The organism is Gorillibacterium sp. CAU 1737, assembly GCF_039888655.1.
Lineage (GTDB): Bacteria > Bacillota > Bacilli > Paenibacillales > NBRC-103111 > Gorillibacterium.
Genome location: NZ_JBDQQO010000005.1, coordinates 381086 through 407112, shown reverse-complemented (window position 1 = coordinate 407112; position 26027 = coordinate 381086). Strand labels below are relative to the sequence as shown.

Genomic DNA, 26027 nt, shown 5'->3' with positions numbered 1-26027 from the left:
AAAGGGGACATACCTCCCTCATGGAACTCGCTATCGAAGCCATCAGCAAACGCTATGGAAAAACAACCGTCGTAGACGGGATATCGGCCCGGCTTCATCCCGGCATCTACGGCCTGCTTGGCGCAAACGGCGCAGGCAAAACCACCCTCATGCGCATGATCTGCAGTGTTCTCTCCCCCACGTCCGGCCGCATCGCTCTGGATGAGCAGGACATCACCTCTCTTGGGGAAGCCTATCGTGACCTGCTCGGGTATTTGCCGCAGGAATTCGGCTATTACCCCGATTTTACCGCCCGGGAATTCATGCATTATGTAGCGGCCTTAAAGGGCCTAACGCCCTCTGCTGCCAAGCATCGAACCGCCGAGCTATTGGAGAAGGTCTCTCTTCTCGACGTGCAGCACAAAAAAATTCGCACCTACTCGGGAGGGATGAAACAGCGACTGGGCATTGCCCAAGCACTGTTGAACGATCCCCGAATTCTCGTGCTGGACGAGCCCACCGCCGGCCTCGATCCCAAGGAGCGGGTCCGCTTCCGCAACATGATCGCCGATCTCGCGAAGGACAAGATCGTCATCCTGTCGACACACATCGTGCCTGATGTGGAGTCCATTGCTCACCAGATCCTCATCATGAAAAAAGGGCGCATTCTCATGAGTGGAACCGCTCAGGAGCTCACCCGCAGTATGGAGGGATTGGTATGGGCTTGCCGCTTGTCGGAACGGGAGACCGAGCAGCTGGGCAGAGGATTTCTGATCAGCAACCTTCGACATGAAGGGAACGAGGTAGAACTCCGTATCATCTCCGCCGTCCCTCCTGTTGCAGATGCGGTACAAGCAACCCCGACTCTGGAAGACCTGTACCTGTACCATTTTCGCGAGGAATCCGAATCCCACTCCTCGACTAGAGAGGGAGCCCGCCCATGAACGCCTTGACCCGCTTTGAGCTTCGCAAGCTCATTCGCCGCAAAACCGCGCTCATCGGACTGCTCGGCCTTCTGCTTGTAGGATTTTTGAGCATCTTGGTTCCCGCCTTCATGGAAGAATCCTACGATTCGAACGGCGAAGTGAAAGGGTTTGCCGCGATCTCTCTCGACAAGCACTATGCGCAGGCTCATTCGGGGGAATTGACACCGGCATTGTTAAAAGAAGTCATCACCCGCTATCAGGAAATACGAAACAACCCTGCCTATATCGGGGTATTTGACGGGGATGCTGGCAAGAAGTCCCTAACCAACGAGGGCTTTTACGCCACTTATCCTGATGACTTTGTGATGGATTTCATCCGTTCCGGCTATTCCCCGGCAACCGGATACGATTATTACATCATCGATCAGTTAGCTCCAAGTGATGCCGAACACTTTTATGAGCGCCGAGATGCTCGCGTCGAAAGCTACTTGACTATGGATTACACCTACGGGAATTACTCGGAGAAGGACAAGGCGTTCTTCAAAGCCATGAACGCGCGCATCTCCACTCCAATGAAGCTGGAGTACACCAATGGCTGGAACGCGATTCTCCAAGGGAGCGGCAGCTACTTTCTCGTAGCGGCATTTGTCCTCAGTGTATGCGCAGCCCCTGTATTTTCGAGCGAATACCAGACGGGTGCGGATTCCATCGTCCTCTCCACGCGACACGGCCGAGGCAAGGTCATTCATGCCAAGCTGCGCGCTTCTCTCCTGTTCTCAAGCGGCATGTTCCTTCTGGGCTGGTTTGCTTCACTCGGATTAGCCTTGGCGATCTATGGGCCCTCCGGGTGGGACTCCCCCTTGCAGACCCTCGACACTCGCCTCCTGTTTTCGCCGTTCCCCGTATCCGTTCTGGGTGCATTTCTTCTGGCAACTCTGATCGGGCTGCTGGCTTGTCTCCTGGTGGTCAGCTTCACCCTGCTGCTCTCCTCCCGGCTGAGGTCTCCTTTTCCGGTCATCGTATGGAGTATCCTGCTTCTGATCAGTCCGCTTTTTGTCTCGTACAGCAAGCAGAGCCGCCTCTTCAATCATATCCTCGATCTCATGCCCGGCAAGCAGACAGAGGTATTCGAGACTTTCCGCAATTATGAGGTGTACCACCTGTTCGGATGGAACCTCTACCAACCCTATGCAATGGGAGTAGCCTCCCTGCTCGTCGCGATTCTCCTTCTTCCCTTCGCGTACCGGGGCTTCCGCAAGCATGAGGTCGCTTGATCCAACAACGAAGAGGAATCCAAGATCATGCTCCTCGAAAAGAAAGGAAGTGCTGCCATGAGCACTTTAACCCGGTTCGAGCTCCGCAAGCTCATTCGTCGGAAGTCCGCTCTCCTCGGACTGCTCGGCATCATCATCGTAACCTCATTTGTTACGTTGACCACGGCCTTCTTAGAACAATCCTACGATACAAGCCATAAAGTAAAAGGGTTTGCCGCGATCACCCTACAGAAGCGTTATACCCAGACTTTTCGGGGAGAACTGACCCCTGCCGTCTTATCGGATACGGTAACGAGTTATTTAAAGATCGTGCAGGGTCCGAGCTATCCGAGTAAGGCGGGAATAGAGGGAATGACCGACATTTTGTCCAATGATGGCACTTATGCGGCTTATCCCTATTCGCCTATCATCGACTTCCTCTGGCAAAGCTTTTCCTTCATGGGGGAACACGAGCAATATACAGGCGCATCCCTCACGCCGGAGAAAGCGGCTGCCCTCTATGACGTACGGACCGCCATCATTGAAAAACACCTGGAAGATCCTCTTGGTGTAACCTCCTACTCCGAGTCGGATATGGAAACCTTTCGGCACATGAACGAGAAAATTGCCATCCCTATGAAGCTGGATTACGCCAGAGGGTGGGATGTGGTTCTCGAGTTCTCCTACTTGTTTATAATCGTCACCTGCTTCGTTCTCAGCATATGCACCGCTCCGGTATTCGCGAGTGAATACGAGACTGGAGCCGATTCCATCGTGCTCTCCACCCGGCATGGCAGGAGCAAGCTCATCTCCGCCAAGCTGAAGGCTTCGTTCCTGTTCGCAAGCGGTATGTTCCTGGCGGGGTGGCTCTTTACCTTCACGGTATCCATGATCGTCTATGGGGCTTCCGGATGGGACCTCCCCTTGCAGATGGTAACCGCCCGTTTCTTTTTCTCGCCCTATCCCCTTACGGTACTTGGCGCTTTTCTCTTGACCACCCTATTCGGCTGGCTTACCTGTCTCGCCATGGTAAGCATCACCCTGCTGCTCTCTTCCCGCATGCGCACTTCCTTTTCCGTCATCATATGGAGCACGGTGTTCTTTATGGCTCCCCTCTTTATCCCGTCGGGCAAGAGTCGCCTGCTCCAGGATTTGCTGGCTCTCCTGCCTGGCAGGCAGACGGAGGTATACAGCGCCTTCCGCGGATATGAGCTTGTCCACGCATTCGGGTTGAACTTCCCCCTGCCTTATGCAATCGGAGCGGCGGCCCTCGTCATCACGATCATCCTGCTTCCCTTCGCGTACCGAGGCTTCCGCAAGCATGAGGTTGCCTGATCCCGCAAGCGAAATCACAGCAGCCAGCAACCTCAAAAAGGGTCGGCCCCTGCAGAGTCCATGCTCTGCTGGAGGCCAACCCTTTTTTCATTTGAATTCATTCGAATTCAACGTCTCTTCGCATTCCTGCAGGCCGCTCTACAGCTCGACGGTTCCGTTCAAGCCGGAATCCTCGTCGCCGTGGCCGGTCACTTTCTGGAAGAAGCGCCGGATCATCTTGGTCATGCTGCCCGTCTCCCAGTATTCCGCCGCCTCCGCCTTCACCTTGATCAGGATCAGGTTGGGATCGTCGCTCGACGTCTGCAGAAATTTCTCATAAGCCGCACTCCAATATTCCCTTACCTTCGCCGGGCTTTGAATAAGCTCTGCCGTACCGCGAACGGACAGGTACGATTTGCCGACGAACGCCACGTTCACATGAGGATTGCGGACGAGGTCCTCGTATTTGCCGGTATCCTTCTTGGTGAGAAACCACAGGTCCCCGTCAAACTCCACTTCCTGGGTCTTCATGGGGCGAGACACCAATCCTTCGTCCGTCACCGTCGTGAGCATGGCGATATCGATGCCCTTCATGAGGTCGCGAACCGTCTCAACGGCTTCCTGGTGAGAATTTGCTGTTTGTGTTGCCATGATGCATCACCTCTTTCGCTTGAATGGGTCACCTTTCGGCTAGCGCGTGTGTGCAAACACGCTCTTATCGGTAGAGTACCCAATTGCTGCTTAAGGCAAACACCATTCTGCGAGTGAGGAGGCCGTCGCTCATCCTTCCTCTACAGGAGGGAAAGGCGATTTCAACTCGTCCTTCGGGTCCCAGATCGACCAGGCCGCCTCCAGGAAATGTCCTTGATCATCGCGGAAGAAGAACGATTTCGCTTCGCCATTTCCCAACTGCTGAAGCTCTCCGACATCCACGCCGTTGGCCTGAAGCTGCGCATGCGTATGCTCGATGTCCGGGCAGTTCAAAGCCAGGATCGGGAAGGGCTTCCCATTCCGCGCGATCTCCAGGCTCTGCTTGTCCGTTGTCTCGATCAGAAGCAGGGCGATGGCGTGCACATGCGGATGATGCAGCACGGCCAAGTTCGACCCCCGATCCTCAAATTTGCTCATCAGAGCAAAGCTGAGGTTCCGGGTGTACCAATCAATGGATGAATCGAGGTTCGTAGTGGGCACATAAGCATACCCAATACGGGTGAACGAGTAGGGCTGCGTCAAGGGAATGGCCTCCTTCAAGTGCGGTCTTCCAAGAAACCGACGGGGATTGAAAAAGCATGTTCTCCACCAACCTACTACAGGCCAGCGGGAACATGCTTTCAGCTTACCGAGAATCCCCAGTGGAAGGCAATCCTATCCGGAGAAAGTTAAGATTTGAAAGATTTCAACATCAGTGGCATCCTCGACCTCGAGCCTTCTCAATCTGCGCCAAATGATGGCGGTCGTGCCAGCGAAGCCGCTGGAGGGCGACTGCCAAGGTCATGGTCCCGAAGGAACTGCTGGTCAACGTCCGCTGGAATTGGTCAGGCGTCATGGTCTTCACCAGCGCCGCGAGTCTCGCGATGACGGCCTCCATCAGCCGAAGCGACACCTCCACCGGTTCCCGGTAGTCGGCCAGCTCCGCCCACTTCTCCTGTTCATAGGAGGGCATGACGGGCGTTTCTTCTGTCATAGCCCGCTTGAACCGAACATAGGCGTGCAGGTCATTGTCCGCCAAGTGGTGAACCAGCTGGCGGACGCTCCAGCCGCCTTCCCGGTAGGACATATCAAGCTGTGCATCAGTCATTCCCTCCACACAGCGACGGATCAGCTCCGGCGTCCGCTCCATGTCGGCGATCCACCGCCGAATATCGTGAGCATCGGGATCGGGGGTTTCCACGAAGGAGTCCTTCTCCGCATCTGCATTCCATCGGGTATGTCCTGACAACTCCAATTCGAAGCGTTCATAGCGGATCCCGTTTCCATCGACGCCCTGGTCAACCGCACGAAACCCGAGGCTCACAAAAAGCTTCCGGGAACGCTCATTGTACGAGTAGATTTGCCGGACGTTCAGCTTCGGCAAGCCAAGTTCCTTTGCTCGCTCGATGAAGGCCCGAACGACCTGTGCGCCGATCCCTTTGGAGCGATAATCGGGTACGCCAATGACAATGGGGAGATCCTCCTCCGACAAAGTGGCATCCCCAATCGCGCGCCAGTTCTCCCCTTCCCGCACTTCGATGAGGCAAACCTCCCCGATCGTGAGCAGGTAAGCGTACATGCGCTCCAATACTTCCAGATCGTAGGTACCGTCGGTCTTTCCCTCCGAGTAATAGAGCACTTCTTTGTCCTGATACCAGGGCAGCGCCGTGCTGCAATCCTCCGGGTAACGAAAGGGACGCAACCGCAAGCCGGAATGGATGTTGATCATGTAAGTGTCCTCCTTTTTGCAAGTTCCAACTCATGGATTCGAAGCAGCTCCCGGGAAACAGATGGCCTCGCAAAACGCCATCATCTCCGCCAGCCTCCTCTGCTCATCCGCATCCGCCCCGTCTTCCACGCACCAGGAAAAGCCCATCGCTGTCTCCACATACAGGCACTTCCGTAAAACGGGTTCCGGTACGCCAAGCCTATTTTCCAAGAGGGAGATGGCTCGGTTCATCCTCACATACACCTCATCAGACGGTTCATCCTCTAACTCGTTCAAGAGAAAGCGCGGAAGGTCCCAGATCGGGTCCCCAACGACCCCTTTGGGATCAATAATGCGATACTCACCTGCTCGATCCAGCAGCAGATTGTCGTGATGCAGGTCTCCGTGCAGCAGCAATGGACGAGAATAGCGAAGAGAGAGCTCTCGGCAGAGCTCCTCCGCACGACAAATGGCTTGCTGAAGCGGAGAACCGGCTGCTTCACGGGTCATATAGGCAGCGATACGAGTCACCCAATCCAAATAAGTGGGATAGACTTCATCCGACACGGGAGGGCGATGCAGCCCCTCATAGACCGAGCAAAATGCCTGAATACGCTCCTCCAACCGTCCCACTTCGCGCAGGGGAGTACCCGGCTGAATAGCCTCGATCAACAAGGCTCCATTTTCCAGATCGGCTTCATACAACCGACAAAACCGAGTGCCCTCGTAAGAGCGAAGCGCTTGAAGCTCTGTCCGAAGCTCGGCTGAGCGGCTCGGGGCCAGCTTCAACACCGACGGCCCGTATCGCTCCGCCTGACAACGAAGGACGAGATTTGCCGAATAAGACGGAATAAGCTCGACCTCGCTCAAGCCCCAGTCCTTCGACAACGTCTTTCCCCTCTGCTCGACCGTCGCCAAGAAGTCTTGTCCAAAGCGTTTGGCAATCTGCTCCGCTTCCTCTGGTCGAAACTGCAACTGCAGCTCACCTGCTCCCACAACTCATTCCCCCTCCGCGCCTTCGACCAAGACCCGATCCCCTCGGGTCGCCGGATGAGAAATGACCAGGAACTCCACAGACTCTTCGAAGTCGTTGCAGATATAATGGGCCGTGTCAGGAGCCACTTCCACCCCTTCGTGAGGGCCGAGCTCATGCGAGGTCCCATCAATCCAAAGCACAGCCTTACCCGCAAGCACGAAGAAGAATTGCCGCGCGGCACGATGATAATGCTTAACTTCCCGCGTTCCCGCCGGCATCCGCTCGTGGATGACACTCAGTTCTTCTCGCTGGACAAGCCTCCAGCCGTCGCAGCCTTCTCCCCATCCGTAGTGAACGGCCGTCTCCTTGCTAGTCTTCATGCCAACCACTCCTCTAACCGTTGTCGTCTATCTTTCAGTTGGTCCAATGAAAGCGGTATGACCCCTATTTTCCTCGTTCGACACGCTGTTATTCAGTGTACCACACCTGGATAAAATCGGTAGATCTACGAGATGGAAGACTCGACAATAGACGCTGTTGGATAGAAGCAGATCCCGTTGAGAAACCAAGCAAGAGGAATACAGAAGTCATTTTGACTAATATCCTGTTTGCGACCGAAGGTCGGGTTTGCAAACACGCTCTAGGTCGAAAGATGCATGCCTCTCAACAAAATTCGAATTCTTTTGTCCAGTTAGTAGGCGGAAAATTCTCACAATTCAAGATTGAGAGGGTTTTCACTGTCGTCATTAGGCGAGATAGGAGAGAAACCTGTAACCGAAAATCCCTTTAACTGATTGTAAATCCAGTAATTGGGTTCTATACCCAATCTTGCTTGTTCGTGCTATAAACGAACATAGAGCGGTATTCAGCCAGAATGCGAGCAACAGCAGGAAGACAATGACGAAAGGAGGATCGAAGGTGCGGGAGCTTGACGAAAGGCGCCCTCGCCCATCGAAACGATTTGCTCTCTGGCGAGACTTGCCGCATTCGCGCGGCTGACGGGATGAACCGCATTCCGGTTACTCGTCGAACACGGATCAGACAGCTCGGTGGTCGCCCCTTCCGGTGACAACGGGCCTAGCTTCGTTGAATGGCATTATTAATCCAAGTATAGGGAGTGGTTTAGTTTGAGTATTGGCAATAGAGGAAAACGATCTCTCCTGATCGGAGCCAAACTGCTGCTTTCGCTCACCCTCGCGGTTCCAGCCTTTGCTTCACCTTCCGGTTCTGCCGGGGACAAGCTGGAGCTTGGCTCACAGAAGCTTCAATCGGCCCAGACTGCGCCGGATGCCAAAATATCCGCGAAGCTGTCCAAGGAATTTGAAAGCTCGGACTATGTCTCCTACCTCGTTAAAATGACGGATCAAGTAAACCCAACCGAAGTTTCTCGCCAGGCCTTGCAAAAGGCTTCCTTGACCAAAGCCACTCCATCCGCTGCCAAGCTGTCCGTGCGCAACGCCGTGGTCAGCGCCCTTCGGCAGGTAACCGCCGAAACCCAAGGATCGGTGGAAAAGCTGCTGGAGAAGGAAAAGCAGAACGGCAACGTCAAAACCTTCCAAAGCTTCTTTATCGTCAACGCTCTGTCGGTGACGAGTACGAGAGCCGTCATGGAGGAAATCGCCAAGCTGCCGGAAGTGGCCAAGATTCTTCCGGATGAAGAGCGCTATTTGGATAAGGGAGTCGTGACGTCTTCCCCGCCCGCAGCTTCGGCTGCCGTTCCGGTGGAGAAGAAGGAAGCGGCGGTGGAAGCCAAAAGCGGCGCGGCTCTGACCGCCGACCCCAATGTGGAATGGAACATCGCAGCCATCGGAGTTCCCGCTGTCTGGGAGAAGGGAATCGACGGAACCGGCATCGTGGTTGCCAACCTCGACAGCGGCGTCGATTATACACATCCTGCCCTGTACAGCAAATGGCGGGCCGTCAATGCGAACGGCGAGATCGTGAACCCCGAGCTGAGCTGGTTCGATGCTCATAGCGGTGCGCGGCTTCCGGCCGACGGAGACGGCCATGGTACCCATACGATGGGCACAATGGTCGGCTCAGAAGCAAACGGCACCAATAAGATCGGGGTAGCCCCCGGCGCCAAGTGGATCGCCGTGCGGATCTTCAATCCCGAAACCACCGACAGCGTCATTCTCGCTGGAGCCCAATGGATTCTCGCTCCGGTGGATGCTCAGGGCAACCTTCATCCCGAGCTTGCACCGGACGTCGTCAACAACTCCTGGGGCGGCGGTGCCGGTCTGGATGAATGGTTCCGTCCGTCCGTACAAGCCTGGCGAGCAGCGGGGATCTTCCCCGAGTTCTCGGCCGGTAACGTGAAGCTGACGAATCCCGGCGGACCCGGGTCGGTTGCCAACCCGGCCAACTATCCGGAATCCTTCGCCACCGGCGCCACCAACATCAACGGCCAGATCGCAGACTTTTCCTTGCGCGGTCCATCTCCTTACGGAGAGATCAAGCCGGAGGTTTCGGCACCTGGCGTAAACATCCGCTCTTCCGTACCCGGCGGGTATGAAGGCGGCTGGAACGGCACCTCGATGGCCGGTCCGCATGTGACGGCTCTCGCCGCCCTGCTGCTCCAGGCCAATCATTCCCTCACGGTCGACCAATTGGAGGAAATCATCATCCAAACCGCCGACCCTAGGACCGATTCCGAATATCCGACCACGCCGAACAACGGTTACGGGCACGGGATCATCAACGCCTTGGCCGCCGTCAACGAAGTGCTTGTCGGAAGCGGCAGCGTGTCCGGGAAGGTTGTAACCGGCGGAGACGACCTGGAAGAACCGGTCATCGACCATACTCCAATCACCGCAGCCTTTAGCGGCCTCGATATCACGATCAGCGCACGCGTTCGCGATGATGTCAGCATCACAGCTGTTGAAGTTCAGGCCCGCAAGAAAGGCACCTCGCTGTTCACGAGCATTCCGGCGGCCCGCGTATCGGGCGATTATCGCGACGGTGTGTACCAGGCGGTCATTCCCGGACAGCTCGCTGCGAAACCGGGACTTGAATATCGCATTCGTGTGAACGACTACGGCAACAACGGCTACGATTCCCCGCTCTATACGGTGCAGATTTCAGACGGCGTCGTTCCGGGGTATTTTGAGGACTTCGAGACGAGCACCTACGGCTTCTCTACGGGAGGAACCGGTCCGGCTTGGCAATGGGGCAAGCCTGTCAGCGGTCCGGGAGCTGCTTATTCGGGACAGAACGTAGTGGCCACCAACTTGACCGGCACCTACGCTTCGGGCTCTAACGTCTTCCTGCTCTCCCCTCCCATTGACCTCAGCAGCAGCCCGCGAGGCGCATTCGTCACGTTCAAGCACTGGTATGACATCGAAACCAACTATGACGAAGGCACCATTTACCTGGTGAAAGCAGATGAGGAGGACGCTTTGCCTCTCGCCTCGTTCACTGGAGCAAGCGGCGGCTGGAAGACCCAAAACATCGACCTCACCGCCTATGCCGGAGAACGGGTATGGCTCGCCTTTAATTTGACGAGCGATAACACCGTCAATAAGGCTGGCTGGTACATTGATGATTTCAAGGTAGAAGCGCCGGATGAAGTACCGCCCGGAGCCCCGATCGGCCTTACCGCGGTCGCCGATACGGTTGGTCATGTTCAATTGAACTGGGCTCCGCCTGCCGATGAAGACGTGAAGCAATTCATCGTCTACCGTGCTCAGGAAGCAGGAGACTTTGCTCCGATTACCACGACGGCTGCTACATCTTATACCGACACGGTAACGGCTGGCGTCTACGGCTCTCCGAATGATGTGCTCTACACGTATAAGGTAGCGGCACAAGACTACTCCGGCAATACCGGACCGGCCTCCGATCCGGCCAGTGTTACCGTTCATTTTGCTACCGTGCTCTATTCGGACAATTTCGATGGTCCGACGGACAACGGATGGACGCACAGCGGCGTGAAGGATGAATGGGAACGCGGAATACCGAGTGGAACCGGCGGCCCTGCTTCCGCTGCATCGCTCCCGAACGTCTGGGCAACCGATCTGGATTCCACTTATGAGAACAGTGCGGACTACTCCTTGTACAGTCCCGTCATCGACTTGACCGGGCAGCCGCATGCCGCCTTGAACTTCTCGCATTGGTATGAGATCGAAACCCGCTATGACGCCGGAACCGTGGAAGCCTCCAAGGATGGCGGCGCCACATGGACCGAGCTGCTTCGCTTCAGCAGCAGCACCGACGGCAAGAAGTGGTCTTCGGTCGTCTACGACTTGAGTGCTTATGTAGGCGGACCTGTTCAATTCCGCTTCCACCTGAAGACCGATACCAGCGTCAACAAAGCCGGTTGGTACATCGATGACTTCCGCATTACGGAAGACACGGCTCCAACCTCCGTCCCCACCGCTTCCCGTGTAGAGCTTGCGGATGGAAAGGTGAAGAACGACTCTTATCTGCCTGAGCTCCAATCGAAGACCAGCCTCTTGTCGAGCGCTGCTGCCCATGGAGACATTGAGCTGGAGAGTCTGCCGGTTGGCGCCACCGTGACCGTTCTGGAGACCGGACGCTCGGTCAAGGCCGACCCGGCTACCGGACGCTACTCGCTGCGCCATGCCGCCGGTACGTACACGCTGAAGGCGGAAACCTACGGATACCGAGCCCAAACCAAGACGGTTACGATCGCTCAAGGGGCGGAAGCCAAAGTCAACTTCAGCCTGGAGCCGATCCCGCATGGAATCCTGCAAGGAGCCGTCACCGATCAGCGGACGGGAGCCCCCATTGCAGGAGCGAAAGTGAGCGTGCTGGAGGACGCTGCCATCTCACCGGCAACGACCGATGCAGACGGCCGATACTCGCTCAACGTGCTGGAAGGCACGTACACGCTGTCGGTGATCGCCGACGAGTATCACAGCGTCACCCAGTCGATTACCGTCACGGCAGCCGGGTTGGAGCAGAACATCGCACTGAAGCCGTTCGTCGGCTACTCGGCGAACATTGCTTATGATGACGGAACCGCGGAGAATGCCCGGGCCTTCAATGCAGCAAACAACGGCTGGGCCGTCCGGTTTACCCCGGCATCGGCTTCGGCTCAAGTAACCGGCGCCTCCTTCCGTTTCTGGAACACGCAATTCCCTTCACCGGGAGGAACAGCCTTCCAATATGCCGTTTATGATGCGAGCGGAACGGGCGGAGCTCCGGGACGCAAGCTCGCCGGTCCTTTTGCCGGAACGGCTCTGCGGAACGATCAATGGACGAATGTGGTGTTCCCCTCCGCCGTATCGGTGACGGGAGACTTCTACATCGTTTACATCCAACCGCAGGTGGGAACCCTGTCGCCAGGCCTTGCAACCGATGAAAACGGCCCGAATGCGGGCCGCAGCTGGCAGGTCGTCAGCGGGGTTTGGACGAAGTCGCCTGCTGACGAAGGAAACTACATGATTCGAGCAGCGGTACGGTATGATGCCGGTGTTCCCGTGCTTCTCGCACCGGAAGGCGGCACCATCACCAGCCAACCGGCAGTGACCGTAAACGGCACCTCCCCTGCCAATGGAGGCGAGATTCGGATCTACAACGGTACCGCCTTGGCCGCAACGACCACGGTTCAGAACGGCCGCTTCCAAGCCCAAGTGCAGCTTGGCGAAGGCGACAATTCGCTCACCGCTGAAGTCGTGGTGAACGGCGCCGTCTCGGACCGCAGCCTCCCGCTTGTCTACACGCTTGATTCTACGGCGCCGGTATTGGATGTCACCTCGCCGACGGATCGTCTCGTGACCAACACCGAAGTCATTCGCGTAGATGGCACTGCCCAGGATCTTCACCTGAAAGAAGTGAAGATCAACGGCAAAGCTGCTACTCTGACAAACGGAGCCTTTGCGGAACGTCTCCTCGGCAGCGAGGGAGAAAACCGCATCACGGTGGAAGCGATCGACCTGGCTGGCAATGTGACCACCATTATTCGCACGGTGACCGTTCATACGGTGCCGCCGGTTATCACCGGCGTCCTGCCGGCTGCTGATGTGCACCTTGCACCTGGCGGCAGCGTGAAGATCGCGTATGACAGCAACCCGGGACTCACGGCTTCCTTCACGATCAGCCTGCCCGCTTCTCCGACTACCTTCGTTGCTACGGAAACGGCTTTGAAGGAGACGGCTCCCGGCCATTATGAAGGAACGTTCACAGCCCCCGCTGCCCTGCGCCTTGCCGGAGGGATCATCACCGTAACCGCCCGAGATGCCGCAGGCAATACGGCGACCGCCCAAGCCGCAGGCAAGCTGTACGTGGAAGAACCGGCTGCGAAGCCTCCGGTAGCCGTCATCGTGGCTCCGACCAAGGCCAGCCTGGACTTGGCAATCCCGTACAGTGCGGCGAACTCCACCGCTCCTGCAGGGAAAATCGTCAAATACGAATGGAACTTTGGTGACGGCAGCACCGCCAGCACCGCCGAGGTGAAGCATAAGTTCCCGAAACCGGGAACCTATACGGTCACCTTGACGGTAACGGACAACACGGGAGCCACCGCAAAAGTTAGCAAGAACATTACCATCGTCTAACGGTTCAACCTCCAAACCAAAGAACCTTCCGCCCGACCGCAACCGGGTGGAAGGTTCTTTTTCGATCCGCTATTAGGACTGCGGAGGCTCCGTGTCAATTAAATGGAGCTTCCTTCATGCACAGACTCAATCATCATGAAAATCCGGGAATAGACGTCCCTGATATTCGCCTCATTTACAATATCGTTGTATAACCCGAACCCCCAGCGTTGGTATTTCTCACCCGATTGATAGTAACCTGCAGCGTACTCCATGGAAAGATCGGGAACATCCTCGTATGAAAGGTCCTCATTTATAAAAGGTGTGCATGTTTTATGCGTATCGATAAAGAAAAAAGGGATCCCCGCCTCCTGATAGACTTTGGCATATTCCTGATCCGCCGCTTCATGAAAATGACCCTTCCTGATAAAGACTGCATCAAGGTCAGAAGAAGGCGTGAGCTCCCTCATTTGATCCAAGCTCAGTTTCTTAAAGTGAATGTTGGGTTCTCTTACGCTTGGAGCATCTCCTACAACACCAATGGATAAGCTTTTCCCCGTATACAGAGCGGTTTCAACCGACTCTGGCTTGGATTCGATTTTATATACGATCAGGATTAGGCAAAGAACAAGCAGAAGCATGGAGAGCTTTTTCATCGCTCCAGTTCCCCCTTTTACAAGCAGGTTTTTTCCATAAAAAAGACACCCAGCCTCGCTGTTCTACGATGACTGAATGCCTTGTTGTACTTCTCTAGGGTATACCTCCGCATATATGCAAGCTCCACTCGATTCATCAGGACGGAGCTTGCGGGTTAGGGCATGCGGGTGTACGTCTTGTTCTCTTAATCTTCTACAAGCATTCCGATGGTCTTCTCGCCGAGTGAAGCTTGCTCCATGCCAGGCTCCGAAGCAAAGCGCACTTGTTCGAGCAGAACATTCTCGCGCAGAACGGAATCGAAGCGGGTAAGGGCCTCTTGCAGCTCGCTGTCGGCGTCGAGTACGAGGCGGATGCGCTTCTCGATCGGCAGCTCCAGCTTTTTGCGGTAATCCTGCACAGCGCGGACCACTTCCCGGACGAGGCCCTCCTGCAGGAGCGCTTCGGTCAGCTCGGTGTTCAGCGCAACCGTCATTCGGTATCCGCTGGCCGATGCAAAGCCCGGCTTCGCCTGCTTCTCGACGAGCAGCTCCTCCAGCGAGATGTGCAGCTCTTCACCGTCCAGCGTCAGATCGAGGCTTCCGCTGTCGACCACTTGCTTGGCTTCCTCCGCCGTCAGCCCCTTCAGGTGCTGTTGGATCGGGCCGACGAACTTGCCGTATTTCTTACCCGCCACCTTCAGGTTGAGCTTCATGGAGAAGTTTACGAAGCCGCTGTCGCTCGTGGCGACGCGGATTTCCTTGACGTTCACCTCGTCGCGGATGATGTCCGCGAAACGGTCCACATGGAACTCGCGATCCAGGTCGAGGGACAGGATCAGCTCGGACAGCGGCTGACGGGTCTTGAGTCCCGTTTCGTTGCGGATGTTCCGGGCCAACTCAACGATTTGACGAGCCGCCTCCATATCATTTTCCAGCTCGGTGTCGATCAACGCGGAGTTCACATTCGGGTAGTCGGCCAGGTGTACGCTGCCTTCTCCGCCCAGGTTTGCATACAGGTCTTCCGCGAGGAGCGGCATGTACGGCGCGAGCATCAGGGCGAGGGTGCGGAGCACCTCGGTCAGCGTCTGATAGGCTGTCACTTTGTCCTCGGTCCATTCTCCGCCCCAGAAACGGTCGCGGGAACGGCGGATGTACCAGTTGCTCAGCTCATCCACGAAGGTCTCAATTGCCCGAGCCGGGTTCAGGAAGTCGTAGCCGACAAGGCCCTTCTTCACGAGCTCCAGCGTGGTGTTCAGGCGAGACAGAATCCAGCGATCCAGCGGGTTCTTCGGATCAAGCACTGCATGGTCCGCCGGGTTGTAGCCGTCGATGTTGGCATAGAGCGCGAGGAATGCGTGGGTGTTGTGGATCGTATCCACCACCTTCGACTTCGCCTCCGCTACGATCTGCTTCGAGAACCGCTTGCTGTTCCACGGAGCGCTGTCCGAGAGAAGCGCCCAACGGAAGGCGTCGGTTCCGAACTCCTCGATGATCTCCCAAGGATCGATGACGTTGCCCTTGCTCTTGGACATCTTCTGCCCGTTCTCGTCCAGCACGTGACCAGTCGAGATGACAGCCTTGTATGGAGCCTTGCCCGTGGTGAGCGTCGAGACGGCGAGGAGGCTGAAGAACCAGCCGCGCGTCTGGTCGATGCCTTCGCAGATGAGATCGGCCGGGAATTGTTCCTCGAACGTCTTCTTGTCTCCGAACGGGTAATGGTATTGAGCAAACGGCATCGAGCCGCTGTCGAACCAGACGTCGATCACCTCGGAGGTGCGCTCCATGATACCGCCGCAGGAGCAGTGCACATGGACAGCATCCACATAAGGCTTATGCAGCTCCAACTCCCCTTCGATCGGCTCGATCGCCTTGTCCTGCAGCTCCTGACGGCTGCCCGGCGAGTATTCCGCTCCACAGTCTCGGCACACCCAGACATTGAGCGGCGTTCCCCAATAGCGGTTGCGGCTGATGTTCCAGTCCACGAGCTCCTCCAGAAACTTGCCGAAGCGGCCGTCGCGGAGGTGAGGCGGGTACCAGGCGATCTCACGGTTGTTCGCAAGCAGCTCTTCCTGAACCGCGGTCGTCTTGATGAACCAGCTCTCCATCGCGTAATACAGGAGCGGCGATTTGCAGCGCCAGCAGAACGGATAGCTGTGCTCGTAGCGCTCCTTGCTAAACAGAAGCCCTTGCTCCGCCAGGTATTTGACGATGTCGACGTCGCAATCCTTGACGAAGCGGCCGGCAAAGGCCGTCACCTTGTCGGTATAGCGGCCGGCAAGATCGACCACGTTCACGAAGTCGATGCCATGCTGGCGGGTCGTCTTGTAGTCGTCTTCCCCGTGTGCCGGAGCGGTGTGCACGATACCGGTTCCGCTCGTGTCGCTGACATACTCGGCGTCGACGACGATATGTCCCTTCGATACCTCAACATAACCGAAAGGCGGCGTGTACGGCGTACCGACAAGCTCCGAGCCTTTGACGACGGCCAGCACCTCGTAGCCTTCCTTCAGGACTTTGTCAGCGAGGTTCTTGGCGAGGATGTACACCTCACCGTCCTGGCGTGCCTTGATGTATTCCAGGTCCCGGTTGACGGCCAGCGCCACGTTCGCCGGAAGCGTCCACGGCGTGGTCGTCCAGGCGAGGAAGTAGGCATCCTCGTTCTTGCTCTTGAACTTGACCGTCGCACTCAGGTCCTTGACGTCCTCATATCCTTGCGCCACCTCATGCGAGCTGAGCGTCGTCTGGCAATCGGGACAATAAGGGCTTACGCGATGCCCCTTGTAGAGCAGTCCCTTGCCGTGAATGTCCGACAGCAGGTGCCAGACGGATTCGATGTAGTTGTTGTCGAGCGTGATATAGGGGTGGTCCATGTCGGTCCAGTAGCCGATCGCTTCGGTGAGGTCGCGCCACTGCTTTTCGTATTCGAAGACACTGCCCTTGCACTTCTGGATAAAGGCTTCGACGCCGTATTTCTCGATCTCGGCTTTGCCGGAGATGCCAAGCTCCTTTTGCACGCCCAGTTCGACTGGAAGTCCGTGCGTATCCCAGCCTGCCTTCCGGACGACACGATAGCCCTCCATCGTCTTGTAGCGCCCGACGAAGTCCTTGATGACGCGCCCAAGCACGTGTCCGATATGCGGCTTGCCGTTCGCGGTCGGCGGTCCTTCATAAAAGACGAAGTTCGGCTTGCCCTCGCGATTCCGGATCGAAGCGGCGAACGTGTCCTCCTGCCGCCATTTGTCGAGCACCCGAAGCTCGCGTGCGCGAGCCTTTTCTTTGACATCCACCTTTTGCAACTTGCTCATCCCTTTCTGTGAAAAATGCAAAAAATCCCGCCCCCTAAGGGACGGGATCTGTTTAACCCGCGTGACCACCCTGCTTCCGTCTTCCCTGTGCGCACAGCGACAGAAAAGAACGGCTCCTCAGCCGCACGCCCGTAACAGCGTGCGTCCCGAATAACGGCGGGGAACCGGGTTCGCTTACTTTCGCTTCGGCGAACCTTCTCGGAGAGGATCATCAACCGGGCTTGAACGTTGGCTTTCAGCGCTAAGGCCAACTCTCTGGGGATACAAGGAACCGGGGACGGCAGTCTCGTCAAGGAAGTTGCTGTCGATTCATCTTCTCCCGTTGTACAATATTGGAGGCCAAAAGTCAACCACAGGGGGCGGTTGACAGCCTGCCTATTGGAAGGATAAGTTGGGAGAAGCGAACTCGAACGACTGTTCTGCCGTCGCACTCGTGGAGGGTTACAGGGCCACGACCAGGAGAGCTAGAAACGCCAAGCAAGCTGGAAGTCCCTGCTTCACCAAAATGGAGCGGCTGGAGGTCAGTCCGCCGTAGATCGCAGCCACCAAGACGCAGCCGACGAAGAAAAGCTGCAACTGCTGACCGAAATCCGCATTGCCATGGAAGAGCCCCCACAGCAGGCCGGCGGCCAGAAAGCCGTTGTACAAGCCTTGATTGGCGGCAAGAGCCTTTGTCTGTTCGGCAAAAGCAGGTGTGGTACCGAAGGTCTTCCGTACCCTCGGGGTGTTCCACAGGAACATTTCCATCACGAGAATATACACGTGCTCCAATGCGACAAGCGCGACGAGCACCTTAGCTGCGATTTCCATTAGGGGACCTCTTTTCTGATTCGTAATTTAATTGTATACAATCAATATAGCGAACCCCCTTTGCTTTGTCAAATTCACCCGTTTCCTCTTCCTCCTCTCCATGGGCGGCAAGCGAATGAAACGAGAGAGGTTGTTGTATGGCCATCAATCGCAAACTGATCACCGATGCGGATTTTGAGGAAGCGGAAGCCAAGGAATGGCGCGTTCGGGTGTTTCAAGACGATCATCTGGTGGATGCGGGCGGCCTGATCGTCCGCTTCTCCCCCGATCTGGTCGTTATCCAGTCCGGAGTAGGCGATGTCGCTTATTATCAGCGACAGGACTGTGAGTTCTACGAAATGAGAAAGCGTTAGAGCGTGTTTAGAAAGGAAGATCGACATGACCCTCTACTACGAACAAGAAGAATATGCCGACCGTGACTTCTCCAGTCAAGATCTTCGCGATGCAGAATTTCGGCAGTGCACCTTCGTTCGCTGCCGCTTTCGGGGCGCCCGCATGGAGGACCTCCGTACGGAGCACTGTCAATTTGTAGATTGCGATATGACAGGAGTGCTAATGAACGGAGCGATTCATCGAAACAGTGCCTTCACCAACTGCCTGTTGACCGGCGCCAATCTGTTCGCCGCAGTCTTTGAGGAATGCAAGCTCGTCGGCTCCGATCTAACCGAATGTCAGATGAACGGCTTCACCATCAAAGGCGGGGATTGGTCCTACACCAACCTCCGGCACGCCAACCTCAGCCGGCAGGATCTGCGCGGCGTTCGCTTCGTGGAATCCGACCTGATGGAGTGCAACCTGGAGAAGGCGGATCTGCGCGAAGCCGATCTCACCCGCGCCATCCTCGCCAAGGCGAAGCTGGTGGGAGCAGACCTGCGTGAAGCCAGGCTGGACGGCGTCGACTTCCCATCGCTGCAAGTGAAGGGAGCGCGCATGGACTTGACCCAGGCAGTGCTGTTCCTCCGTTCCTACGGGGCGAAGGTGGAGTGAGGGCAGCAAGAACAGGTTCGGAACCTCGCCTTGAAGGAGATGTCTCTCCCTTATGCGTTCAGAAACCAAAAAAAGCTGCCGATGAGTCATCGGCAGCTTTTTGCATGGAGGGAAAGGAAACTCGCGGTTGTTCATCAACCGCGCCGATTCCGTTCCTCTCTCACCGTATGAGGAAAGCAATGAGTCCAGAGCTGTCACTTAGCGGCTTTGTCTCCTACTGTTCAAGCTTCTCCAGAAGCAGAACGAGCACCTTCGCGAGCTGCTCCCGGGTAGCAGTCGCCTTCGGCTGGAAGCGTCCATGCCCATCCCCCTCCATCAAGCCAAGCGCTTGAACGGCGCGAATGGATTCCGCAGCGTAAGGAGAGGCTTCCGAGAGATCCGTGAAGGCTGTCGGGCTGGATGCCTGACTGATGGAGACGTCCTGTTCCGAGTTCGCCGCCGCGTAGCGATAGGCCCGGTCCAGAAGTACGGCAAGCTGCTCGCGGGTGATGGCTTCATTCGGACGGAAGCTACCGTCGTCATAGCCGGTCAGAATCCCCGCTTGCCCCAATGCCGCCGCATAATCGGCGTAATAGGAAGCGGCAGGAATATCGGGGAAGAAGCCCCCCTCTCCAGGCTCCGTCGTGTCAAAGTCGGCCGCTGTCGAGAACCCTAGCGTTCGACCGAGGAAGGCAGCCAGCTCCGCCCGCGTGACGATCCCTTGCGGTCGGAAGACATCCTCTCCTATTCCACGTGCGATGTGTTTGGCCGCCAGCACCTCAATATAGGCCTTGGACCAGCCTCCCGGCACGTCACGGAAGGATTTATTGTATTGGAGAATCAGGAAATCCCCCAATTCAAGCGACTTGAACAGGAACCGACCCTCAGATAGGCGTCCACCCAGATAGGACGGTTGCCCTTCTGTTCCAATCCCATATGCCCCGGCCTTGCTCGGTTCGCTCAACATCGCAAGCTCCCTTTCGCTAAGCGCTCGACTCCATTCCAGCTTTTCCCGGAATGCTACCGGTTTGCCGTCACTCGTTGTAACGGACAAATGGAAGAGCGATCCCGCAGAGCGGTATCCCGCATCTACTCCTTGAATGCGGTTCGACACGGCGGTCGTTTCGGAATCCACAGCTGTCCCGATCTCCAGAACGAAGCGTCCCCCTCCAGCCTGCCCTGCGGTTGGCCATGCTCCGCCCGGAATTGTTATTGTCAGTTCCCCTGCCGCGATGCGAAGCGATCCCTTCCTGGCAGCATCCGATACGAGTGCCTGCGAGGGGAGCAGTACCTTCACCCTCTCTCCAGCGGCTATCCCGCTCAAGGAAAGCTCCACGGTTTTATCCGCTTTGCTCGCCGCGAGGGTAAAAGCTGCCGTCAGCTCCGATTCGGTAATCTCTACTTGCTTTCCTCCGCTTTCCGACACAATCGGAGTAACCCGAAGCTGGGTGGTAGGCGGAACGAAAACTCCATAGCCGGAGCCGCTTCCCGGCTCACTGCTCTTCTCGGCTGCCAGAACCACGGTGCCGCCCTTCAAGGAAGAAGGCAGCTTCACGGTAAGCCGGCCCTCTCCATCTGTTTGGTAGATCGTTCCGCTGTACAAATCCTTCCACGCACCAGTCCCGCCGGTGGGAACGGATACGGTCTGCTCCGCCTCTTTGATATTCAAGCCCACGTAGAGGGTTTGCCCCTTGTAGCTCCTCGCAAACACATCGTAGCCCTCATCATCGGAACCGACCACTTGTGTGCGCGTCCCTTTGGAGAACACGAGCGAGTTTTCTTTTCGGATGTTCAGCAGTTTTTTGTAATGATCATGGAGGGTGAGGTAGGTTTCCTCGGTCAGTCGGCTCCAGTCGAAGTCGTAGCGGTTCTCGCTGAACTGGCCCTTGCTCATGTCGCCTGCGTTCATGCCGGATTGCCCGATTTCTTCCCCGTAATAGATGACCGGCTGCCCCTTTGCCGTAATTTGAAGAGCTGCGGCGAGCATTTGCTTGCCTTGAACCGAGTGCAGGGTCTCCTCGTCCATGGTTCCGTTCTTGAATTTCACCCGGTCCGATTCGCTGAGAAGCTTGATCAAGAAGTTATCCTCATCGTGACTGCTGAGGAATTGCCCCATCGTTGCCGTGTTATCCAGCGTCTCGTTTCGAGCGGCCAGTTCTCTCTCCACGCTGGAGATTTTGCCGTTAACCAAGTCACTGGCAACCCCTTTGAACCGGAAGTCCAGCTGCGAATCCATCATCCCGCTCTTCAGGTATCCCCCATCGTTGTCGATGCTCGCTCCGAAGTTTTCCCCGATCAGCTTGAAGGAAGGCTCAAGCTCCGTAAGCCGGTTCTTAAAGGACATCCACGTCGTGTTGTCCACATGCTTAACCGTATCCACGCGGAAATAATCAATGGTGTTCCCGAGCTCCGTGCGTGTCTTCTCGATCCAATCCGTCTGCCACTGGATGATCTTATCCCGCACCGCCGGGTCTTCCGTGCGCAGGTCGGGCAAGCCCGCCAGGCGGTTGCGAATGACGCCGTCCTCGTCCTCCGAACGCAGCATGCCGTCAAACACCTTCCGTTCCTCATCCGTCGGGTAATGACGAATCCCTTTTGAATCGGGGACGTCCATTCCGTACCCCGTGTGATTGAGCACCACGTCCACCATCACCTTGATTCCTCGGCTGTGCGCTCCATCTAGCAGCGTCTGAAAGTCGCGGATGTCGCCAAAATGCTCTTCGGTCTCGGTGAAATTCTTGGCCCAGTACCCATGGTACGCATACTGATCTCCGCCAAAATCCAGCCCTTTGTTGAAATCGATGTTGTCGACAATGGGGGAAATCCAGATCGTGTTGATGCCGAGGTCAACCAAGTAGTCGAGCTTCTGTGTTATCCCCTGCCAATCCCCCCCGTGATAAGACTCGAGATGGGTTTTATCGTACCCCTCCCCATTCGGATCGTCGTTCGCCGGATTGCCATTAAAGAACCGGTCGGTTAGCAAAAAGTAAATGCGGGCTTCATCCCAGTCAAAATCGTTCGTGTTTTCCTGCTGCCGGGTCTTCACCGTCACGCTCGTTTCGAACCGATGCTTGTTGCCGAATCGGTCTGTCAGCGTCAGCGGAATGCTCTTGACCCCGGCGGTGACCGAATCCTTCACGGCAAGCGTTAAGGCAAGAAGGGATGCATCAATGCTCGTATCGACTTTGCCGCCCAGGGCGGTAAGGTCCGCCGAAAGGCTGCGGACATCGGCCGCTTCTCCCTCCAAACGCAAGGCCAGCACCGCGTTCTCGTTGGAGTTGATCGCTCCGGGCGCTACGGATGCGGTAAGCTCAAAGCTCGGCAAAGCGTACTCGATCACCGACTCGCCGTTCACCGTATTCATCGGATCGCTGACCTCGGTTGTGACTCCATCCTTCGTCACCCTATAGGAGTACAGATGCCGTCCCGGCGTCAGCTTCTCCAGCGTATAGGTGAATCGCTCCTCTTCTGCCGAATACGTCATCGGGTAGTCGACACCGGCAATCTGCAGCGTTACCGCGCTGATCCGGTTCATCTGATCCTCGGCAAACAGCTCGTTGTCCCGGTAATAGAAGGTCGCTCCGCCATCCGCAAGCAGAGGAGCCGTTAGAGGCGGGTAGGTCCGTATGGTTCCTTGACCTGCGGTAACACCTACCTTGGTTACCGGGTTCGTGCCGGTGATGATCTCCCGATCGTAGTCCTGATCGACGACTTGCCAATCGATCCCTTTGCGCACCTTGAAGCCGATCTTAGCGGTCGATTTGGAGATGGGAATAATAGCCACGGCATTCGTCCTGGAGATCGAGGTGAAGGACACCTCTCCATCCGAGATGCCGGTGTTCCAGACCCAGAGATTCCAGCCCTTGAAATCGCCATCCGGCTTCGTATAGGTAAACTTGATGTAGCGGTCGGGTTTGCTGTTGGTCACATCCGGCTTGCTGTAGTACACCTCTTCCTTTCCTTGCACGATCCACGCCTCTGTCGCCTGGCCGCTCTTACTCTCGACCAGCCGCGTGGAGTCCTGGGCCGACCAGTCATTTCCCTCCACGGATAGGCGGGGAATGACATTCAGCTTGGCGTCGGGAAACGAATAGGTTCCGGTAGCAAAGCCGTCTTCGTCAACCTTGGTAAAGGAATACCCCTTGCCTTCCTTGCCAGGCGGGTAAAGCCACAGGTTCCAATCTCCGGCTTTTCCATCCGGCCGGTAATAATGCAAGGTATAGCGGTTCATCGTCGAGACAACCGTAAGCGTTCGCTCCAAACGATACCCGGCAAATTCCGCCTGGACCACAATCGTCTTCACGACGGCTTCGGAAGATACCGTTAACCGATTCCCCGTCAGCGTCACGCCCTCTACCGGCTCCTTCAGGCTCCAGACCGGTGCCGCTTCCGTCTTCTCGCCGGCGGGGGACAGGAGGGACGCCTTCAGCTCCAGACTGCTGCCGACCGCTACATCGGTCGCAGACTCGAAGAGCAAGCCCGGCACAATCGCCAGTGAGTTTCCTCCCGCTGTCCGCGGGTTGAGCGGGTCGGTGAAGTCTCCTGCCCAGCTGCCGAGGGTCGGAAGGAACTTATACTCGTACTTGCCCGGTGCAAGCTTCAGGTTCAGGCGAAACACACCGTCCTGCTTCTGAAACGGAAGAGCAGTCTGTTCATTCCACCCGTTCATCTGTCCGACCAAGTAGAGGGTGTCTCCTGGATGGCTGGCATTCACGAACGTGATGCTGCCGTCCGCTTCGATTGCCGGACTCACAAGGGCCGAAGCGGCTACGGGTACCGTACGCGTCAGCGTCCAAGTGCCGTGAGTCGCTGAAACCACATAATCCCCCAGTATCGCGTCCTCTGCTACCGTGAGCTTGCTGTCCAGGATCTTTACGCCTTGATTGGCGGGGGCAACCGACCATTCGACCGGCTCCGTTTCCCCCAGCACACCGGTATAATAGACGGCGTCCAGAACCGTTGCGGTTCCACGAGCGATATTGGCCGGTTGTTTGAAGGAAATCCCGGGAACCGAAAGGCCGGGGTTGCCGTTCTTGCGGACCGGATTCAACGGGTCGGCCTTCCAATCCTGCTCACCCGCCACCAGACCGTATTCGTACCACCCGGCCGGAATCTTTCGGGTGACGGACCAGAGATCTCCGTTTCCTTTGGCAAGCGGAATCAACGTTCCCCACCCGTCAGCGGTAAACTCCCCCTTCACGATCACCTTGCTTTCCGAACCATCTCCCTGATAGGAAAAGAGTACCTCTGCTCCATCCGCCGTTCTCGTCCCGATCTGGGGGCTCGTGATGCTTCCCTCTGCTCGTGCAGCAGGCGGAAAGACCGGCAGCAGGTTGGCCAGTAAAGCGAGAAGAAGCAGCCATACCAGCGGTCGGGATGGTCGATGAACGGCTTTGCGCGTTTCAGTCAAAGTCAGTCAGCTCCTTTGGATTGTAATATGTAAGCGCTTGCGTAAAATCACAGTGAACAACAGCTTGCCTAGCCTTAGATGGCTGATTCCTTGCAGTAGCCCTCCTTCCCAGCAATCGTTGGAAAACGTTTGACTTCTCTCAGAAAGGAAAAAGGAAACCAAAAAGCTTATTCGTAAGCGTTTTCTTGCTAATTCAAGCATACTGGAAGGGAAATCCAAGTCAAATCATTTGCACAAGGATTTCGCAGTATAAATCCATCCTTATTTTCATTTCCTCTTCATTTCGCACCTTTTTCTCATTATTTCAGAACCGAATCTATTTGCACAAGAAAAATATGTTTGCACAATTTGCATGATTATGGATGCAATTAGGCATGTCCTTTCCCAATCCTCTTCCTGCACAACAAGCGATTGCCTCCCTCTTCAAAATGGCTTCCATTGACAGCTTGAAAATGCAAAAGGTACGATAAAGCCGTTGTCTTTTTAACCTAAGAATGGGGGTTCTCTATGAATTCGGAGCAAATTGGTGTCATTCTCGCCCAGATCGGGACCCCGAAAGCCCCGGAGGCCAAGGCGGTCCGCCCCTATCTGCGAAAATTCCTCTCCGACCGGAGGGTGATCGATTACCCGTCTTATCTCTGGCAGCCGCTGCTCAGGGGGATTATTCTGCGTGTACGCCCCAAACGCTCAGCCGCCCTCTATCAGAAGGTCTGGATGAAGGAGGGCTCCCCGCTTCTGGTCTTCTCCGCCAAGCAGAGAAACGGACTGCAGGAGCGGCTCGGCAGTCGGTACCGGGTCGAGCTCGGCCTCGCCTATACCGAAGCAGACATTGGAGATGCGGTGCGGCGGCTCGAAGCAGCGGGGATTCGCCGCATCGTCGTCCTGCCCATGTTCCCGCAATATTCTTCGACGACGACCGCCGTTGTCTATGACCATGCTTGCTTTTCCGCACTGGGACGTACGAAGGCGAGCGGCCCTGCCCCTAAGCGCTTCGTGCCCGAATTGCGGCTGGTCGGCAGCTATCACAGCCGGAGGGGCTACCTTCAAGCCATGCGCAAGCGAATCGAAGACCAACTGGAGCATCTCTCCGAAAGGCCAGATCGCTATATCCTCACCTTCCATGGTATTCCCAAACGGTACGTGGAAACGGGTGATCCTTATGCCGACGAGTGCCGAGAGACCGCCCGACTACTCGCTCTGGAAATGGGCTGGGCGGATGATGAATGGCAGGTCACCTACCAATCCCGCTTCGGCCCGGAAACCTGGCTCGGCCCCTCTACGGCCGAAACCTTGATCCGGCTGGCCGAAGAGGGTGTTCGCCGTCCCTTCGTCTTCTCTCCCGGCCTCGTGACCGATTGCCTGGAGACTCTGTACGAGCTCGGCATGGAGGCACGGGAGGACTATGTTCGGCATGGCGGCTCCGAAACCGGCTTTGCCTTGTGCCCTTGCCTGAACGATCAGCCGGAATGGCTTGATTTTCTGGCCGATCTGATTCGCACCGAAGCCTCCGGCTGGGAGTCGCGAGACAATGAACAGCGCTGCAGCTAGGCTGACG

16 protein-coding genes are annotated in these 26027 nt (G+C 56.5%); 7 read left to right on the top strand and 9 right to left on the bottom strand.

Going from position 1 to position 26027, the window contains the following annotated elements; genetic code table 11:
• The first annotated feature begins 20 nt into the window (after positions 1-20).
• From AAFN83_RS13485 to AAFN83_RS13475, 3 genes are read left to right on the top strand one after another with little or no spacing between them, the layout of a single operon-like run.
• The gene (locus AAFN83_RS13485) at positions 21-923 is read left to right on the top strand and encodes an ABC transporter ATP-binding protein (protein WP_347770175.1); all 903 of its coding nucleotides are present in this window, start codon (positions 21-23) and stop codon (positions 921-923) included.
• On the top strand, positions 920-2179 hold the full coding sequence (locus tag AAFN83_RS13480) for an ABC-2 family transporter permease (RefSeq protein WP_347770173.1): 1260 nt from the start codon (positions 920-922) through the stop codon (positions 2177-2179). The genes AAFN83_RS13485 and AAFN83_RS13480 overlap by 4 nt, the downstream gene beginning before the upstream one ends.
• Positions 2180-2236: 57 nt before the next feature.
• Positions 2237-3493, top strand: a complete 1257-nt coding sequence (locus AAFN83_RS13475; RefSeq protein ID WP_347770171.1) for an ABC transporter permease subunit — start codon at positions 2237-2239, stop codon at positions 3491-3493.
• Positions 3494-3631: 138 nt separating this feature from the next.
• Here AAFN83_RS13475 and AAFN83_RS13470 read toward each other — a convergent pair whose 3' ends face one another.
• From AAFN83_RS13470 to AAFN83_RS13450, 5 genes are all read right to left on the bottom strand, one after another.
• Positions 3632-4123, bottom strand: coding sequence for a pyridoxamine 5'-phosphate oxidase family protein (locus AAFN83_RS13470; RefSeq protein ID WP_347770169.1), 492 nt, complete (start codon positions 4121-4123; stop codon positions 3632-3634).
• A gap of 129 nt (positions 4124-4252) precedes the next feature.
• Complete coding sequence (locus AAFN83_RS13465) at positions 4253-4705, bottom strand: VOC family protein (protein ID WP_347770167.1); 453 nt, start codon at positions 4703-4705, stop codon at positions 4253-4255.
• Positions 4706-4874: 169 nt separating this feature from the next.
• Entirely contained in the window at positions 4875-5891 is a 1017-nt protein-coding gene (locus AAFN83_RS13460) for a YfiT family bacillithiol transferase (protein ID WP_347770165.1), read from the bottom strand.
• 30 nt (positions 5892-5921) lie between these two features.
• Complete coding sequence (locus AAFN83_RS13455; RefSeq protein WP_347770163.1) at positions 5922-6866, bottom strand: aminoglycoside phosphotransferase family protein; 945 nt, start codon at positions 6864-6866, stop codon at positions 5922-5924.
• A gap of 3 nt (positions 6867-6869) precedes the next feature.
• On the bottom strand, positions 6870-7226 hold the full coding sequence (locus AAFN83_RS13450; RefSeq protein WP_347770161.1) for a cupin domain-containing protein: 357 nt from the start codon (positions 7224-7226) through the stop codon (positions 6870-6872).
• Positions 7227-7973: 747 nt separating this feature from the next.
• Here AAFN83_RS13450 and AAFN83_RS13445 point away from each other — a divergent pair.
• Positions 7974-13367 (top strand): S8 family serine peptidase, encoded by a 5394-nt coding sequence (locus tag AAFN83_RS13445; RefSeq protein WP_347770159.1) that lies wholly within the window; start codon positions 7974-7976, stop codon positions 13365-13367.
• A 98-nt stretch (positions 13368-13465) separates the two neighbouring features.
• Here AAFN83_RS13445 and AAFN83_RS13440 read toward each other — a convergent pair whose 3' ends face one another.
• The 3 genes from AAFN83_RS13440 to AAFN83_RS13430 all read right to left on the bottom strand — a co-directional run bounded on the left by AAFN83_RS13440 (position 13466) and on the right by AAFN83_RS13430 (position 18096).
• On the bottom strand, positions 13466-14002 hold the full coding sequence (locus AAFN83_RS13440) for a hypothetical protein (RefSeq protein WP_347770157.1): 537 nt from the start codon (positions 14000-14002) through the stop codon (positions 13466-13468).
• 185 nt (positions 14003-14187) lie between these two features.
• Positions 14188-17277, bottom strand: coding sequence for an isoleucine--tRNA ligase (gene ileS / locus AAFN83_RS13435; protein ID WP_347770220.1), 3090 nt, complete (start codon positions 17275-17277; stop codon positions 14188-14190).
• Between the two features lie 450 nt (positions 17278-17727).
• A complete protein-coding gene (locus AAFN83_RS13430) occupies positions 17728-18096 on the bottom strand; it encodes a DUF1304 domain-containing protein (RefSeq protein WP_347770155.1) in 369 nt (122 codons plus the stop codon).
• A gap of 137 nt (positions 18097-18233) precedes the next feature.
• On the opposite strand from AAFN83_RS13430, the gene AAFN83_RS13425 reads away from it, so the two are divergent.
• Together AAFN83_RS13425 and AAFN83_RS13420 are read left to right on the top strand one after the other, a co-directional pair.
• On the top strand, positions 18234-18449 hold the full coding sequence (locus AAFN83_RS13425) for a hypothetical protein (RefSeq protein WP_347770153.1): 216 nt from the start codon (positions 18234-18236) through the stop codon (positions 18447-18449).
• Between the two features lie 25 nt (positions 18450-18474).
• Complete coding sequence (locus AAFN83_RS13420; RefSeq protein WP_347770151.1) at positions 18475-19083, top strand: pentapeptide repeat-containing protein; 609 nt, start codon at positions 18475-18477, stop codon at positions 19081-19083.
• 214 nt (positions 19084-19297) lie between these two features.
• Here the strand turns inward: AAFN83_RS13420 and AAFN83_RS13415 are convergent, their stop codons facing one another.
• A complete protein-coding gene (locus AAFN83_RS13415) occupies positions 19298-24472 on the bottom strand; it encodes an alpha-amylase family glycosyl hydrolase (protein ID WP_347770149.1) in 5175 nt (1724 codons plus the stop codon).
• Between the two features lie 507 nt (positions 24473-24979).
• Between AAFN83_RS13415 and hemH the strand changes: the two genes are divergently transcribed.
• Positions 24980-26020 carry a ferrochelatase gene (hemH, locus tag AAFN83_RS13410; protein ID WP_347770147.1) on the top strand — a complete coding sequence of 347 codons (1041 nt, stop codon included), beginning with the start codon at positions 24980-24982 and terminating at the stop codon, positions 26018-26020.
• Positions 26021-26027: the final 7 nt, after the last annotated feature.